The sequence below is a fragment of the Kluyvera sichuanensis genome, assembly GCF_040930405.1.
GTDB classification, from domain to species: Bacteria; Pseudomonadota; Gammaproteobacteria; order Enterobacterales; family Enterobacteriaceae; genus Kluyvera; species Kluyvera sichuanensis.
Window position 1 is genome coordinate 2929061 of the sequence record NZ_CP162271.1, and the last position, 14539, is coordinate 2943599.

At 53.8% G+C, this 14539-nt stretch carries 15 protein-coding genes and 1 tRNA gene; 10 read left to right on the forward strand and 6 right to left on the reverse strand.

Annotation, left to right across the window (positions count from 1 at the left end; translation table 11 throughout):
* Positions 1 to 178: 178 nt before the first annotated feature.
* The 3 genes from AB2B48_RS14115 to AB2B48_RS14125 are packed head-to-tail and all read left to right on the forward strand — an operon-like array spanning position 179 to position 3017.
* Positions 179 to 1165, forward strand: coding sequence for a TRAP transporter substrate-binding protein (locus AB2B48_RS14115; protein ID WP_368299442.1), 987 nt, complete (start codon positions 179 to 181; stop codon positions 1163 to 1165).
* A gap of 47 nt (positions 1166 to 1212) precedes the next feature.
* On the forward strand, positions 1213 to 1716 hold the full coding sequence (locus AB2B48_RS14120; RefSeq protein WP_220439534.1) for a TRAP transporter small permease: 504 nt from the start codon (positions 1213 to 1215) through the stop codon (positions 1714 to 1716).
* Positions 1716 to 3017 carry a TRAP transporter large permease gene (locus AB2B48_RS14125; RefSeq protein WP_185668328.1) on the forward strand — a complete coding sequence of 434 codons (1302 nt, stop codon included), beginning with the start codon at positions 1716 to 1718 and terminating at the stop codon, positions 3015 to 3017. Before AB2B48_RS14120 ends, AB2B48_RS14125 begins: the two co-directional genes overlap by 1 nt.
* Positions 3018 to 3062: 45 nt before the next feature.
* Here AB2B48_RS14125 and AB2B48_RS14130 read toward each other — a convergent pair whose 3' ends face one another.
* From AB2B48_RS14130 to trmB, 4 genes are all read right to left on the reverse strand, one after another.
* A complete protein-coding gene (locus AB2B48_RS14130) occupies positions 3063 to 4067 on the reverse strand; it encodes a DUF1202 family protein (RefSeq protein ID WP_368299443.1) in 1005 nt (334 codons plus the stop codon).
* Between the two features lie 116 nt (positions 4068 to 4183).
* A complete protein-coding gene (locus AB2B48_RS14135) occupies positions 4184 to 4903 on the reverse strand; it encodes a DUF2884 domain-containing protein (RefSeq protein WP_220439537.1) in 720 nt (239 codons plus the stop codon).
* Positions 4904 to 5080: 177 nt separating this feature from the next.
* Complete coding sequence (locus AB2B48_RS14140; RefSeq protein ID WP_185668331.1) at positions 5081 to 5407, reverse strand: YggL family protein; 327 nt, start codon at positions 5405 to 5407, stop codon at positions 5081 to 5083.
* Position 5408: 1 nt separating this feature from the next.
* Positions 5409 to 6128 carry a tRNA (guanosine(46)-N7)-methyltransferase TrmB gene (gene trmB, locus AB2B48_RS14145; RefSeq protein WP_368299444.1) on the reverse strand — a complete coding sequence of 240 codons (720 nt, stop codon included), beginning with the start codon at positions 6126 to 6128 and terminating at the stop codon, positions 5409 to 5411.
* Positions 6129 to 6284: 156 nt separating this feature from the next.
* Here trmB and mutY point away from each other — a divergent pair, with 156 nt between their 5' ends.
* The 4 genes from mutY (at position 6285) to AB2B48_RS14165 (ending at position 10263) form a co-directional block, all read left to right on the forward strand.
* Positions 6285 to 7337 (forward strand): A/G-specific adenine glycosylase, encoded by a 1053-nt coding sequence (mutY, locus tag AB2B48_RS14150; RefSeq protein ID WP_368299445.1) that lies wholly within the window; start codon positions 6285 to 6287, stop codon positions 7335 to 7337.
* A gap of 26 nt (positions 7338 to 7363) precedes the next feature.
* On the forward strand, positions 7364 to 7639 hold the full coding sequence (locus tag AB2B48_RS14155; protein ID WP_185668334.1) for an oxidative damage protection protein: 276 nt from the start codon (positions 7364 to 7366) through the stop codon (positions 7637 to 7639).
* A gap of 47 nt (positions 7640 to 7686) precedes the next feature.
* Positions 7687 to 8766, forward strand: coding sequence for a membrane-bound lytic murein transglycosylase MltC (gene mltC / locus AB2B48_RS14160; RefSeq protein ID WP_220439538.1), 1080 nt, complete (start codon positions 7687 to 7689; stop codon positions 8764 to 8766).
* 240 nt (positions 8767 to 9006) lie between these two features.
* Positions 9007 to 10263, forward strand: a complete 1257-nt coding sequence (locus AB2B48_RS14165) for a nucleoside permease (RefSeq protein ID WP_368299446.1) — start codon at positions 9007 to 9009, stop codon at positions 10261 to 10263.
* Positions 10264 to 10401: 138 nt separating this feature from the next.
* Here AB2B48_RS14165 and AB2B48_RS14170 read toward each other — a convergent pair whose 3' ends face one another.
* The gene (locus tag AB2B48_RS14170; RefSeq protein ID WP_368299447.1) at positions 10402 to 12537 is read right to left on the reverse strand and encodes an ornithine decarboxylase; all 2136 of its coding nucleotides are present in this window, start codon (positions 12535 to 12537) and stop codon (positions 10402 to 10404) included.
* A 418-nt stretch (positions 12538 to 12955) separates the two neighbouring features.
* On the opposite strand from AB2B48_RS14170, the gene AB2B48_RS14175 reads away from it, so the two are divergent.
* Both AB2B48_RS14175 and AB2B48_RS14180 read left to right on the forward strand, forming a co-directional pair.
* Entirely contained in the window at positions 12956 to 13663 is a 708-nt protein-coding gene (locus tag AB2B48_RS14175) for a DUF554 domain-containing protein (RefSeq protein WP_368299448.1), read from the forward strand.
* 105 nt (positions 13664 to 13768) lie between these two features.
* Positions 13769 to 13844: transfer RNA gene (locus tag AB2B48_RS14180), tRNA-Phe, on the forward strand.
* 48 nt (positions 13845 to 13892) lie between these two features.
* On the opposite strand, the gene AB2B48_RS14185 is transcribed toward AB2B48_RS14180, so the two are convergent.
* Entirely contained in the window at positions 13893 to 14021 is a 129-nt protein-coding gene (locus AB2B48_RS14185) for a hypothetical protein (RefSeq protein WP_368299449.1), read from the reverse strand.
* A 189-nt stretch (positions 14022 to 14210) separates the two neighbouring features.
* Here AB2B48_RS14185 and AB2B48_RS14190 point away from each other — a divergent pair, with 189 nt between their 5' ends.
* Complete coding sequence (locus AB2B48_RS14190) at positions 14211 to 14537, forward strand: hypothetical protein (protein WP_368299450.1); 327 nt, start codon at positions 14211 to 14213, stop codon at positions 14535 to 14537.
* The last annotated feature ends 2 nt before the right edge of the window (positions 14538 to 14539 follow it).

Below are 14539 nucleotides of genomic sequence, written 5' to 3' on the forward strand. Positions count from 1 at the left end.
GATGGATATTAAATAAATATAACCCAGCACACAAAAATCGCATTTAACGTATAGCCAGGTTAAAAATGTGAGAGCGTTAGCGTGAAGTTGTCTGACAACCAAGATAATATGTCATACAGAAACACAGACTATCCCGACAGATATAAACCACGATAATTAATGTGCATGGAGCCTATTAATGAAACCTCTCTCTTTTAGCAAAACGCTGATGTGCGCTTCTCTGCTCGCGTTACTTTCCACCGGGGCAACCGCTGCAGAAAAAGTGACGCTTAAGCTCGCGCACAATCTCGAGCGCAGCCACGTTGTTCACCAGGCCTTCGAGGAAATGGCGAAAGAAGTTAAGCAGCTGTCTGACGGCAAAATGACGCTCCGCATCTACCCAAGCAGCCAGATGGGCAGCGCGCGTGAAACCATGGAGCTGTTGCAAAACGGGGCGCTGGATTTAACTAAAGGCTCTGCCAGCGATCTGGAATCATTTGATAACGTGTACGCCATTTATAATCTGCCATTCCTGTTTAAAGACCAGAACCATTTTAATAAGGTCGTCTTTGGCGAAGCCGGTAAAGAAATTATGGAATCCACCAAAGAGAAAGGATTCTTTGCACTTTCGGCTTATGTTGCTGGTACCCGTAGTTTTTACGCCAAACAGCCTATTACTAAACCTGAAGATTTAAAAGGGCTGAAAATTCGCGTTCAGGCCAGCCCAACGACGATTAAAATGGTGGAATTAATGGGTGGGTCACCAACGCCTATTTCGTTCGGCGAAGTCTATACCGCCATGCAGCAAGGCGTCGTCGATGGTGCAGAAAATAACGTGCCGTCGTGGGTACAAACGCGCCATATCGAAATTGCGAAAGTCTTCTCTGAAGATGAGCATGCCTCCATTCCAGACTTCCTGGTGATTTCAACAAAAACCTGGGACAAGCTGACCCCGGAGCAGCAGCAGATTCTCGCTAAAGCGGCCAAAGCCTCAGAAGCCTATCAGCAGAAGTTGTGGGATCAGGTCGATGCCGACACCCGCGCACAGGCTAAAGCGATGGGCGGGGAGATCGTCAAAGTCGACAAAGCGCCGTTCCGTGCCGCCGTTCAGCCGCTGTTCGATGATTTCAGCAAAGATCCAAAACAGGCCGCGCTGCTGGCCAAATTTGAAGCCGCCGCAGAATAACCCCTTGCGGGCCAGCCCCTGGCCCGCCTTCACCAGGATAATAAACGATGATTTTTACCCGCACTAAACAGGCGGTGGACCGCACGATCGCCGCGTTCTCCGTCGCGGTCATGATCGCGCTGGTTATATGCGTCGTCTGGCAGGTTTTTAGCCGCTATGTGTTAAGCCAGCCCAGCACGCTTACCGACGAACTGGCACGCTTTCTGATGATTTGGGTTGGTCTGCTCGGGGCCGCCTATACCGTCGGCGCGCAGCGCCATCTGGCGATTGATTTACTGGCGATGACGCTGAAACCGCAAAAACAGAAGCTACTCAGCATCGTGATTAACTTGCTGATTTTTCTCTTTGCCGGTTCGGTGATCGTCACCGGCGGCCTGAAGCTTATCGATAAAACGCTCGCCACTTCGCAGGTGTCCGCTGCGATGCAGATCCCGATGGGCTACGTCTATCTGATCCTGCCATTAACCGGTCTCATCATGATGTTTTACGCCTTATGGTTCATCGTTAACGGCTTACTGAGCCTGAAAAATTCCACGCAAGGAGCGTGCTAATGGACGGGTATATTGCCTTAACGCTGTTTGGCGCGTTCTTCGTGCTGGTGTTTATCGGCGTGCCGATTTCGTTTTCCATCGGTATTGCCACCGTCGCCTCCATGCTATTGATGTTCCCATGGGATATCGCGGTGATTACCGTTTCCCAACGCCTGGCGAACGGACTCGATAACTTCGCCCTGCTGGCGATCCCGTTCTTTATTTTTGCCGGTACGCTGATGAACAGCGGCGGCATTGCGATACGGTTGATCAACCTCGCACAGGTGATGGTTGGCCGCGTGCCCGGCTCGCTGGGCCACGTCAACGTACTCGCCAATATGATGTTTGGATCCATTTCAGGTTCAGCGGTTGCAGCGGCGGCAGCCGTCGGTGGGACGCTGCATCCGATCCAGACCAAAAAAGGTTACGATCCGGCATTCTCTACGGCGGTTAACGTCTCTTCCTGCATCACCGGCTTGCTGATCCCGCCGTCGAACGTGCTTATTGTCTTCTCCCTTACCGCAGGCGGCGTTTCTGTCGCTTCGCTGTTTATGGCGGGCTACCTGCCCGGCATTTTGATGGGCCTGGCTATCATGATCGTCTGCGCGATTATTGCCAAACGCCGCGGCTATCCGGTTTCTGAGCGCCCAACCTGTGCGCAAGCAGCAAAAGCCTTCCTCGACGCGCTGCCAAGCCTGCTGCTGGTCTTTATCGTGATGGGCGGTATCCTCGGCGGGATTTTCACCGCCACCGAAGCCTCTGCCATTGCGGTAGTTTATACCTTTATCCTGTCGGTGCTTATCTACCGCGAGGTGAAGTGGCGCGACCTGCCTAAGCTCATCCTTGAGTCGGTGGTGACCACCTCCATCGTTCTGCTGCTGATCGGTTTTTCTGTGGGCATGTCATGGGCAATGACCAACGCCGATATCCCTTATATGATCAGTGACACGCTGATGGGGATCTCAGACAACCCGCTGGTCATTCTGCTGCTGATTAACATCGTGCTGCTGATCGTCGGTATCTTTATGGACATGACGCCTGCGGTGCTGATCTTCACACCAATCTTCCTGCCGATCGCTCAGGATCTGGGGATGGACCCGGTACATTTCGGGATCATGATGGTGGCGAACCTGTGCATCGGGTTGCTGACGCCGCCGGTAGGCAGCGCTCTGTTTGTCGGCTGCTCAATCTCTGGGGTGAAAATCCAACAGTTGATCAAGCCGCTGCTTCCTTTCTATTTCGCCCTGTTGGTTGCGTTGATGATGATTACCTATATCCCGCAGATTTCCCTGTTTATTCCGCAGGTTCTGGGGCTGATGTAAGGTTTCACGCTCGTAAAGGGAGGCTCGCCTCCCTTGTATCTTGTATTACGGAATCACGCCCTCTTTACGCAGCTTCGCCGTCCCTTCCTGCCAGATCTTATCGTTACGCTCAAGGTCATTAATACTGAACGACACCTCCATCATCTGTTCATACAGCGCCTGACGCTCTTTCTGCAGCGGTGCCAGTTGTTTATCTTTTTCCGCCATCTCAGCAGTCAGTTTGTCCCGCAACTGGATATGCTGGCGGTAGTACTCCTCTTTTGTTTTCTCTAGCACCACGTCACGGGCTGCGTGAATGGGAGCGCTATCGCAACCCGCTTTTTTCTGGCAGGCCGCCAGCGCTGGTTCATAAACGTTGAGATAGTACTGAGACTCAAATTTGGCAAAGCTATTTTTACGATCGAGTTCATTCAACTGTTGGACTTGCGCTCGTTGAAGCGCGCCACGATCGAGCTGCTTACCGTTTTCATCTGTTCCCCATGAACGTTTGATCTTTTCATCCTGAGCATCGAGCTTTTTCTTTAGCGCTTCATACTCTGCCTGCTGTTTCTGGATAAGCGTCTTACTGGCGGCGAACTGCGCGTCTATTCTGGCAAACTGCGCCATATAGCCGCTGTCGTTAACCACCAGCGCCCTGGAGAGATCTTTCTCGTGGCTAAAGGGGCGTCCCACGCTTTTGGCGGCCATTTGCATTGAGAAAAATTCGGTTTTCCAGCCTGAAGCCCTGGTTCCAACGGCAGTCATCATCGCCGAAAATTTTACCGGCTGGTCTTTTTTCCAGGTCCGTTCGTAGAAAAGGTAGTCGCCAGCTGCGCCAAGAATACCGTAGAGATCGTCGTTAGACGCAATATCGCCCTCGACCATGTAGGTCGCGCGATTGCCTACCGATTCTAGCGGACTAAGCTTCAGTGCCCCAAGATGCATCAAGCCATCAGAGTGTTCGGCGAACTGCTGCTTAATAACATCATCAGTTGGCGTGTTGTCATCGGCAAAAGCGTGAAGGGAGATACTACTTAGCAGGAGCAGCCCGCATTTCCAGGCGAGTGTCATCGGCAAATTCCTTTTTATGAGTGAGGGTGCATCATACGGAATCTGCGAAGGGAAGAAGGATAAACGAAATCTGATTCTGACTACCGGCGAAAAGCAGGTAGCCAGTTAAGAAGGGGTTACTTCAGGGTGCCAACCAGCGCTTTGCGGCTCTCTTCCAGCGACACCACGCGACCACAAACGTCTTTACCGAAAGCCTGGAAATCCGCCTCCTGGTTTTTCCATTCGTTCTGAATGGCCGTTTGTAGACCGCCTAAGCTCCCCAGCACGCCCTGAAGCGGGTTACCGCCGCCTTTCAGCACGGCCTTGGCGCCCATTTCGTTGATGCTGTCCTGGAGAATACCGCCCATCGCCTGGTTCACCAACTGCTGGCCATCGGCACGAACTTCGTCGATAGCTTTGTAGTGGAAGGTCAGGCCGTCGGTGCGGTGTTCAATAATGCGGTTCATCTGTGCTTTGAGCTGCGCATCGAGCTTGGTCAGACGCCCGCGCATGTTGCTGCTCTCGCCCACTTCTTTAGCGATGATTTTATCCAGCGCCACGCGACCTTTTTCAACGCGGCTACGTGCGCCATCGTCAATCCACGGCAGCGCGCTACGCAGTTCGGTCTGGTAGTCTTTCGCCTGCTCGCGCTGGGCGGCACTCAGCGTATAGACCTTACCGTTGTAGGTCACATCGCCGGTTGGGGTAATCACCAGGTTGCCGTTTTCACCTTTCACCTGCACGGTTTTCGGGCTAAGCACAACATCATCGCGGGGGGTTACGCTGCACTGGTAGTCAGCATGGGCGGACATCGCCGTGAAGGTTAAAACTGCCGTCAGCAGCGTTTTACGCATCATCACTTTCCCTTAATATAAATCGGGCCAGCAAATGCCGGCCCCTTATACACTTCATCCTTCAAGCTGCCTCTGCGTTGGCTGCGTTCACTCACCCCAGTCACGTACTTATGTACGCTCCTGGGGATTCGCTCTCTTGCCGCCTTGATGCAGCTTGAATGATTTCGTGTATATAGACTATTAGTCCCACCAAACGTCGAAAAGTTCGCTGGTGCGGACCTCTTCGTACTTGCGGTCTTCCAGCCACTTACGGACCAGCGCCTGGTGTTCTTCGGTGCATTTACCGATTTCCTGGGTGCAAATCAGACCTTCCCAGGCCAGATAGCCGCTGCCGTCAAAGGCCAGTTTGTTCGGCTCGATCACTTCATCGATAAACTGGTCGACTTGCTGATCAATCTGCTCTGCGCTGGTGCCTTCCGGGAAGCGCCATGCAACGGAGAAACCAATTTCCTGAAACTCTTCGATGTGCATCTTTTTACGCAAACGACGGCTACGATTCTTTGCCATTTTATTTCACCCTCTCGAACATTAAGTCCCATACGCCGTGGCCAAGACGATGACCACGCTGTTCAAATTTGGTTACCGGGCGCGATTGTGGGCGCGGTACATAGTCTTTACTTTCAGACAGGTTCTGATATCCGTCAATGGAGGACATCACTTCCAGCATGTGTTCGGCATAGGCTTCCCAGTCGGTCGCCATGTGGAACACGCCGCCCAGCTTCAGTTTGCTTTTTACCAGCTCAGCAAACGTCACCTGAACGATACGGCGTTTATTATGACGCGCTTTGTGCCATGGGTCAGGGAAAAAGAGCTGAACCATGTTCAGGGAGTTGTCCGGGATCATCTTGTGCAGCACTTCGACCGCATCGTGGCACATCACGCGCAGGTTATCGACACCTTCTTCGTGAGCGGATGCCAGGCACGCGCCCACGCCCGGTGAATGCACTTCAATGCCGAGGAAGTTCTGCTCCGGGCGCGCTTTGGCCATCGCCACCAGCGAAGCGCCCATCCCGAAACCAATCTCCAGCGTGACCGGTGCTTCGCGGCCAAACAGGGCGGCGAGGTCGACAGGCTCTTCGCTGAATTCAACGCCCATCACCGGCCAGTAGTTTTCCAGCGCGTGTTCCTGCCCTTTTGTCAGTCGCCCCTGGCGACGAACAAAACTACGAATGCGGCGCAGTGGGCGGCCGTTTTCATCAAATTCCGGTGAAATGACGTCGTTCTTCATAAAAATTAAGTCTGCTTGTGAGAGTGTTCGGGAAACGGGCATTATCCAAAGTTAGTTGCCGGATGCAAGCACCGGAAAGTTCCTGTTTACAGCATAGTACCGCTGTGCTGCAATCTGGCCCCTGAATAGTACGATACTGGAAACATAGCTTTGACCATGCAAGCGTCTCAATTTTCAGCCCAGGTGCTGGAGTGGTACGACAAATACGGGCGTAAAACCCTGCCCTGGCAAATTGAAAAGACGCCTTACAAAGTATGGCTGTCCGAGGTAATGCTGCAACAAACGCAGGTTACCACCGTCATTCCTTACTTTGAACGGTTTATGGCACGTTTTCCGACCGTGACCGATCTCGCCAACGCGCCGCTCGATGACGTGCTACACCTGTGGACCGGGCTTGGCTACTACGCCCGCGCGCGTAACCTGCATAAGGCCGCACAGCAGGTCGCTACGCTCCACCAGGGACGCTTCCCGGAAACCTTCGATGAAGTGGCCGCGCTGCCTGGCGTAGGGCGTTCCACCGCCGGGGCGATTTTGTCACTGTCGCTCGGCAAGCATTTCCCGATTCTCGACGGCAACGTCAAGCGCGTGCTGGCACGCTGCTACGCCGTGGGCGGCTGGCCGGGGAAAAAGGACGTTGAGAAAAAACTGTGGGATATCAGCGAGCAGGTCACCCCTGCGGTTGGCGTATCACGCTTTAACCAGGCAATGATGGATCTCGGCGCGATGGTCTGCACCCGCTCTAAGCCGAAGTGTTCGCTCTGCCCGCTGGAGAACGGCTGCATCGCCACAGCGAATAGCAACTGGGCGCAGTATCCGGGTAAAAAGCCCAAGCAGACCATCCCGGAACGCACCGGCTATTTCCTGATGATGCAGAACGACCGCGACGTCTTTCTCCAGCAGCGTCCGCCTAGCGGACTGTGGGGCGGCCTATACTGTTTCCCGCAGTTTGAGACCGAAGAAGCGCTGCGAGACTGGATCGAGGCACGGCACATCCCTGCTGATACGCTGACCCAGCTAACCGCGTTCCGCCACACTTTCAGCCATTTCCATCTGGACATTGTGCCAATGTGGCTTACTGTGTCCTCATTCACGTCATGCATGGATGAAGGCAGCGCTCTCTGGTATAACTTAGCGCAGCCGCCCGTCGTTGGGCTGGCCGCACCGGTTGAGCGCCTGTTGCAGCAGTTACGCGCCGATTCACTCGTTTAGCGAGCGGCGACATAAGAGGATTGATTATGAGCAGAACCATTTTTTGTACTTTCCTGCAGCGCGAAGCCGAAGGACAAGATTTCCAGCTCTACCCAGGCGATCTGGGAAAGCGTATCTATAACGAAATCTCGAAAGAGGCCTGGAAGCAGTGGCAGCAGAAGCAGACCATGCTCATCAATGAAAAGAAACTGAACATGATGAACCTGGAGCACCGTAAGCTGCTGGAAGAGGAAATGATCAATTTCCTGTTTGAAGGCAAAGATGTGCACATTGAAGGCTACACGCCGCCTGAAAAACAGTAAGGGCCCGACGGGCCTTTAAGACATCAACAACACGCGCTCCCGGAATAATGAAAAAATTACTCGCTCTGGCACTCATTGCGCCGCTGCTGGTCTCCTGTTCCTCAAAAAATAAAGGCGATACCTATAACGAGGCGTGGGTCAAAGACACCAACGGTTTTGACATTCTGATGGGGCAGTTCGCCCATAACATTGAAAACATCTGGGGCTTTAACGAAGTTCTGATAGCGGGCCCAAAAGACTACGTTAAGTATTCCGACGGCTACCAGACCCGTAGCCACATCAACTTCGACGATGGTACCATCACCGTTGAAACCATCGCTGGCACCGATCCCGCCGCGCGTCTGCGCCAGGCCATCGTCACCACGCTATTAATGGGCGATGACCCCGGCTCGGTTGACCTTTACTCCGACGCCGACGATATCCAGATTTCCAAAGAGCCGTTCCTCTACGGCCAGGTGGTCGATAACACTGGCGAAGCCATTCGCTGGCAGTGGCGCGCCGAGCGCTTTGCCGACTACCTGCTGCAAACGCGGATGAAAAAACGCACCAGCGGCCTGCATATTATCTACAGCGTGACCATTAATCTGGTGCCAAACCACCTGGATAAACGTGCGCATAAATATCTGGGCATGGTGCGTCAGGCATCCCGTAAATACGGCGTCGACGAGTCGTTGATTCTGGCGATTATGCAGACCGAATCCTCCTTCAACCCGTATGCGGTCAGCCGTTCCGATGCGATGGGGCTGATGCAGGTGGTGCAGCATACCGCCGGGAAAGACGTGTTCCGTTCGCAGGGGAAATCCGGCACGCCAAGCCGTAGCTTCCTATTCGACCCGGCCAGTAACATCGACACCGGTACCGCCTATCTGGCGATGCTGAGTAACGTCTATCTGGGCGGTATCGATAACCCAACGTCGCGTCGCTATGCGGTGATCACCGCCTATAACGGCGGCGCGGGCAGCGTGCTGCGCGTCTTCTCCAACGATAAAGTTCAGGCGGCGAATATTATCAACAGCATGGCCCCGGGCGACGTTTATCAGACCCTGACCACGCGCCATCCGTCTGCGGAATCACGTCGCTATCTGTATAAGGTGAATACCGCGCAGAAGAGCTATCGTCGCAAGTAATCATTCTCACACCATCGGATACGCTCATCCCGGACTCACCGGGGTGAGCGCACCTTTCCACCGCCCTTCCCCATAAAAATGTTACTTTTGTCACTAAATCGTTTTGCAAAGTAAAAATAATTGCAAAATTTTGCGGCGCTTAACAATGTCCCATCATCAGCGTTGATAGAATCAGCTCAAATAACGCCTCTGAATGTTATCCAAGTAACACACCACGCCAAATTTTGTGAGGAAAGCAACATGAATTTAAAGCTGCAGCTTAAGATACTGTCGTTCCTGCAGTTCTGTCTTTGGGGGAGCTGGCTCACCACGCTCGGCTCATACATGTTTGTCACGCTTAAATTCGACGGCGCATCTATCGGCGCGGTTTATAGTTCCCTCGGTATCGCTGCCGTCTTTATGCCAACGCTGCTCGGCATCGTGGCGGATAAGTGGATCAGCGCCAAATGGGTTTACGCCTTCTGTCACCTGGTTGGGGCCGGTACGCTGTTTATGGCGGCCGAAGTCACCACGCCGAGCGCGATGTTCTTCGTTATCCTGCTCAACTCGCTGGCCTATATGCCAACGCTGGGCCTGATTAACACCATCTCTTACTACCGCCTGAAAACGGCCGGTCTGGATATCGTTAACGATTTCCCACCAATTCGTATCTGGGGCACTATCGGCTTTATTCTGGCGATGTGGGCGGTGAGCTTCTCCGGCTTCGAGCTGAGCCATATGCAGCTGTATATCGGTGCCGCGCTGTCGGTCGTGCTGGTGCTGTTTACCCTGACCCTGCCGCATATTCCGGTCTCTAACCAGCAGCAGAAACAGAGCTGGACCAGCATGCTGGGGCTGGATGCGTTTGCGCTGTTTAAAAACAAGCGCATGGCAATCTTCTTTATCTTCTCCATGATGCTGGGCGCAGAGCTGCAGATCACCAACATGTTCGGCAACACCTTCCTGCACAGCTTCGATAAAGATCCGCTGTTTGCGACCAGCTTTATCGTGCAGCACGCGTCGGTGATGATGTCGATTTCGCAGATCTCTGAGACCCTGTTCATCCTCACCATTCCGTTCTTCTTAAGCCGCTACGGCATCAAGAACGTGATGCTGATTAGTATCTTCGCATGGATGCTGCGCTTCGGCCTGTTCGCCTACGGCGACCCAACGCCATTCGGCACCGTGCTGCTGGTCCTGTCGATGATTGTTTACGGCTGCGCCTTCGACTTCTTCAACATCTCCGGTTCGGTGTTCGTTGAGAAAGAGGTTCGCCCGGAAATTCGCGCTAGTGCGCAGGGCATGTTCCTGATGATGACCAACGGCTTCGGCTGTATCCTCGGCGGTATGGCGAGCGGTAAAGTGGTTGAGATATATACCGTGGACGGCATCACCGACTGGCAGAGCGTATGGCTGATTTTCGCCGCGTATTCTCTGGTTCTGGCGGTGGCGTTTGTTGGGCTGTTTAAATACAAACATGAGCGTACGCCTGCCGGTGTGCAGACGGTTGCCCACTAAGGCACGGCCCCCTCACCCCGGCCCTCTCCCCACGGGGGAGAGGGAGAAAAACGTCCCGGATTCTGTTGTTAATCACTACTTCTAACAGTCCCCTCTCCCCCATGGGGAGAGGGTTAGGGTGAGGGGAAATCCCACTCCCTACTTCAAAACATACCCATACAACCGACTAATCCCGTCAGCATCCTTCTCGCTGTAAACCCCCTGAAGCTCCGGCGAAAAGCCCGGCAGCAGGTTCACGCCCTCTTCCAGCGCCAGGAAGTAGCGCTGTACCGCACCGCCCCACACCTCGCCCGGCACCACGCATAGCACGCCCGGCGGGTACGGCAGCGCCCCTTCGGCAGCAATGCGCCCTTCCGCTTCGCTGATACGCACCAGCTCAACGTTGCCGCGAATAAACTCACTGTTGGCATCCTGCGGGTTCATCACTACCGCCGGCAGGCTGGCTTTGCGGAACATTGCCTTTTGCAGATCCTTCACGTCGAAGCTGACGTACAGGTCGTGCATCTCCTGACACAGTTCACGCAGGGTGTAGTCGCGATAGCGCACCGGGTATTTGTTGTAGATGGTCGGCAGCACGTCGGCCAGCGGCGTATCGTCTTCAATATGCTGTTCGAACTGACCGAGCATCGCTACCAGCTGCGCCATTTTCTCGGCGGATTCCGCAGGCGTCAGCAGGAAGAGGATCGAGTTAAGATCGCACTTCTCCGGCACAATGCCGTTTTCACGCAGGTAGTGCGCGAGGATCGTCGCCGGGATGCCAAACTCGGTGTACTCGCCGGTTTGTGCATCAATGCCCGGCGTAGTCAGCAGCAGCTTGCACGGATCGACGAAGTACTGATCCTGCGCGTAACCGTCAAAACCGTGCCATCGTGCGCCCGGCGCAAAGCTGAAGAAACGACGTTCGCTGGCGATAGTTTTGGTCGGATGATCCTGCCACGGGCGGCCATCGACGATCGGCGGGATAAACGGCTGGATCATCTTGCAGTTCGCCACAATCGCTTTACGCGCTTCAATGCCCAGCTCAACGCACTCCGCCCACAGGCGGCGGCCGCTCTCCCCTTCATGGATTTTGGCGTTCACGTCCAGCGCCGCAAACAGCGGGTAGAACGGGCTGGTTGAAGCGTGCAGCATAAAGGCGTTGTTCAGCCGCTTGTGCGGGCAGAAACGTGCCTGGCCGCGAATGTGATTGTCTTTCTTGTGGATCTGCGAGGTCTGCGAGAACCCGGCCTGCTGTTTGTGCACCGACTGGGTGACAAAAATCCCCGGATCGTTTTCGTTAAGATCCAGCAGCAGCGGCGAGGTGTCCGCCATCATATCGATAAACTGCTCGTAGCCCACCCACGCGGAGTCGAACAGGATGTAGTCGCAGAGGTGGCCGATTTTATCCACCACCTGACGGGCGTTGTAAATCGTGCCGTCATAGGTGCCAAGCTGGATGATCGCCAGGCGGAACGGACGCGCGTCATCGGCTTTCTCTGGCGCCACGTCGCGGATCTGCTCGCGCAGGTAGCTATCGTCAAAGCAGTGGTCGTCAATACCGCCGATAAAGCCGAACGGGTTGCGCGCCGCTTCCAGGTAGACCGGGGTTGCCCCAGCCTGAATCAACGCGCCGTGGTGGTTGGATTTGTGGTTGTTGCGGTCGAACAACACCAGATCGCCGCGAGTGAGCAGCGCGTTGGTCACGACCTTGTTAGCCGCCGAAGTGCCGTTCAGCACAAAGTAGGTTTTATCGGCGTTAAAGACCTTCGCCGCAAACTTCTGCGCGTGCTTGGCGGAGCCTTCGTGGATCAGCAGATCGCCGAGCTTCACGTCGGCATTGCACATGTCAGCACGAAACACATTCTCACCGAAAAAGTCATAGAACTGGCGGCCCGCCGGGTGCTTTTTAAAGAACGCGCCGTGCTGATGACCCGGACAGGCAAAGGTGCTATTGCCCATTTCAACGTACTGGGTCAGGGTGTCGAAGAACGGCGGCAGAAGATCTTCTTCGTAGCGACAGGCTGCCGTTTCCAGCTCCAGCCACTCCTGCTCTTTTCCGCTAATCACCGCATTCACGCCTTCCGGCGCGCCGATCGCGTCCGCCGTCAGCACGAAGACCGGCAGGTTAAAGCCAGTACGTTTGAGTAATGCCAGGATGCCGCTGTGGCTATCCGCCACCGTAATGACGACTGCTGCCACATCGGTAAAGTCGGTGCCGTCCAGCGCTACCACGCTGCGATGGGTGGAGAGACGGGAGACCAGTTCGCGACTGGCAGCAATGTGCATTGATTTCATAAGCGCAACGACCCACTCAGGGAGAGTAAAAGCCCCGGACAAAGCCTCTGGCTTTGCCCCATAAAGCGTCTGGGTGCAACTGGGTTACAGCTCCGACCGCCAGACATCAGTAAAAGCAGACATGGTCTAATCTTACTGTTGTCCTGCAGTGAGCGTGCGTTGGCTTCACCGCATGGTGAGCAATGAGAAAGGGGCAGACCTTCGCGAGCAGGCGAAGTGGCATTGGCGATGTAATGGCAAAGATGTCATTGCAGGCGGCCCCGATTCAGGAAAGGAGAAAATTCGCGCAATCATGGCACCATTCCCCAGGGGGTGCAAGACGAAATTTTTATGCACTTATACCACGGAGAAACAAGCACTGAACCGATTAATCAGTCCATAATAATGCAGGACTTATCGATAAGTAACAGGAGTTAACGTGGTAATAGGCCCATTTATTAATGCCGGCGCGGTGCTGGTCGGCGGCTTGATCGGTGCGCTGCTCAGCCAGCGTTTACCCGAGCGTATTCGCATTTCAATGACCTCGATTTTTGGCCTTGCCTCGCTGGGGATTGGCCTTCTGCTCGTTATCAAATGCGCCAATATGCCGGTGATGGTGCTCGCAACGCTGGTCGGCGCGCTGATTGGTGAGTTTTGCTTTCTGGAAAAAGGCATCAATAAAGCCGTTTCCAGCGTACAAAATCGGATGCTCAAGCCGGGAAAAAGCAGCCAGCACGAGAACTTTATTCAAAGCTTCGTGGCGATTATCGTGCTGTTCTGCGCCAGCGGGACGGGGATTTTCGGGTCGATGCATGAAGGCATGACCGGCGACCCGACCATTCTTATCGCCAAGTCGTTTCTCGATTTCTTCACCGCGATGATCTTTGCCTGCTCGCTCGGTTTTGCCGTCTGCGCCATCAGCGTGCCGATGCTTATCATCCAGCTCTCGCTGGCGTTCTGCGCCTTCCTGATCCTGCCGCTGACCACCCCCGCCATGATGGCCGACTTCACCGCCGTCGGCGGCCTGTTGCTGCTGGCTACCGGGCTGCGCATCTGCGGGATTAAGATGTTTGCGGTGGTGAATATGCTGCCTGCGCTGCTGCTGGCGATGCCGATTTCTGCGGCCTGGACGGCATTTTTTGCCTGACCCAGCGTGCAAAACGGGCAAAGTGGTGATAGATTGTGCAACTCGCCGCAAATTTTATAAATTTCGTTGACGAGTCGAGGCGATTACGGTTTAATGCGCCCCGTTGCCCGGATAGCTCAGTCGGTAGAGCAGGGGATTGAAAATCCCCGTGTCCTTGGTTCGATTCCGAGTCCGGGCACCACTATTTAAAGAACCCAGCCTATGGCTGGGTTTTTGCTGTTCAGGGATATCACAACGCGTTCAATCCCCCCTCCTTCACCGCTTTTACCATGTTCTTCATCTGCTTAATCTCTTCGCGCAGCGCTTTCATTTCATCGTTATCCGGAATCAGCACAATGCAGTCTCCGACAATCTTCATAAGGAATTTTTTCAGGAGACCAATCCTGGCGCCTCAATTTGCAGGTGCTCACGAGCGATACCGAATTTGGTTAGTAGCACCAAGAACTCATCTCATCCATGCTTTATGTACGGTCAAAATCTGGCGTTCGAAGATAGTCTTCAGGTATAGTTATTTATATGATTTAACTTCAGAGAAAGAGAAACGACTATGGATTTTCTAACGAGTACCATTTTGTCGGGGTTGCTTTATGACAGTTTAAAGACTGGCGTAACGATTAGTGCGGTCTGGTTAAAAGATAACCTTAGAAACTGGCTGATTGATGATAATACGGCTCAAATAATATCGGATAAAATTACTCAACTGGGCATAAATGATGATCTAAGTGGGAAAGCAATAAAAACCAGAATTGATAATGACCCTGAGTTATTGAGACTGTTAATGGAAATTAAAACTGCACCGCAGACCATTAATCATGTTAGTACCCATCATGGTAGCGGCGATATCGTGCATGGTAATAAAATCATCAATAACTAAAA

What these genes read in the sequence shown, in the direction of transcription:
- AB2B48_RS14130 (WP_368299443.1), bottom strand. Translation starts at nt 4,067, where the DNA reads ATGACACTCGCCTGGAAATGCGGGCTGCTCCTGCTAAGTAGTATCTCC.
- AB2B48_RS14140 (WP_185668331.1), bottom strand. Translation starts at nt 5,407, where the DNA reads ATGGCAAAGAATCGTAGCCGTCGTTTGCGTAAAAAGATGCACATCGAA.
- AB2B48_RS14155 (WP_185668334.1), top strand. Translation starts at nt 7,364, where the DNA reads ATGAGCAGAACCATTTTTTGTACTTTCCTGCAGCGCGAAGCCGAAGGA.
- AB2B48_RS14190 (WP_368299450.1), top strand. Translation starts at nt 14,211, where the DNA reads ATGGATTTTCTAACGAGTACCATTTTGTCGGGGTTGCTTTATGACAGT.
- AB2B48_RS14115 (WP_368299442.1), top strand. Translation starts at nt 179, where the DNA reads ATGAAACCTCTCTCTTTTAGCAAAACGCTGATGTGCGCTTCTCTGCTC.
- trmB (WP_368299444.1), bottom strand. Translation starts at nt 6,128, where the DNA reads ATGAAGAACGACGTCATTTCACCGGAATTTGATGAAAACGGCCGCCCA.
- AB2B48_RS14135 (WP_220439537.1), bottom strand. Translation starts at nt 4,903, where the DNA reads ATGATGCGTAAAACGCTGCTGACGGCAGTTTTAACCTTCACGGCGATG.
- AB2B48_RS14125 (WP_185668328.1), top strand. Translation starts at nt 1,716, where the DNA reads ATGGACGGGTATATTGCCTTAACGCTGTTTGGCGCGTTCTTCGTGCTG.
- AB2B48_RS14120 (WP_220439534.1), top strand. Translation starts at nt 1,213, where the DNA reads ATGATTTTTACCCGCACTAAACAGGCGGTGGACCGCACGATCGCCGCG.
- mltC (WP_220439538.1), top strand. Translation starts at nt 7,687, where the DNA reads ATGAAAAAATTACTCGCTCTGGCACTCATTGCGCCGCTGCTGGTCTCC.
- AB2B48_RS14170 (WP_368299447.1), bottom strand. Translation starts at nt 12,537, where the DNA reads ATGAAATCAATGCACATTGCTGCCAGTCGCGAACTGGTCTCCCGTCTC.
- AB2B48_RS14165 (WP_368299446.1), top strand. Translation starts at nt 9,007, where the DNA reads ATGAATTTAAAGCTGCAGCTTAAGATACTGTCGTTCCTGCAGTTCTGT.
- AB2B48_RS14185 (WP_368299449.1), bottom strand. Translation starts at nt 14,021, where the DNA reads ATGAAGATTGTCGGAGACTGCATTGTGCTGATTCCGGATAACGATGAA.
- mutY (WP_368299445.1), top strand. Translation starts at nt 6,285, where the DNA reads ATGCAAGCGTCTCAATTTTCAGCCCAGGTGCTGGAGTGGTACGACAAA.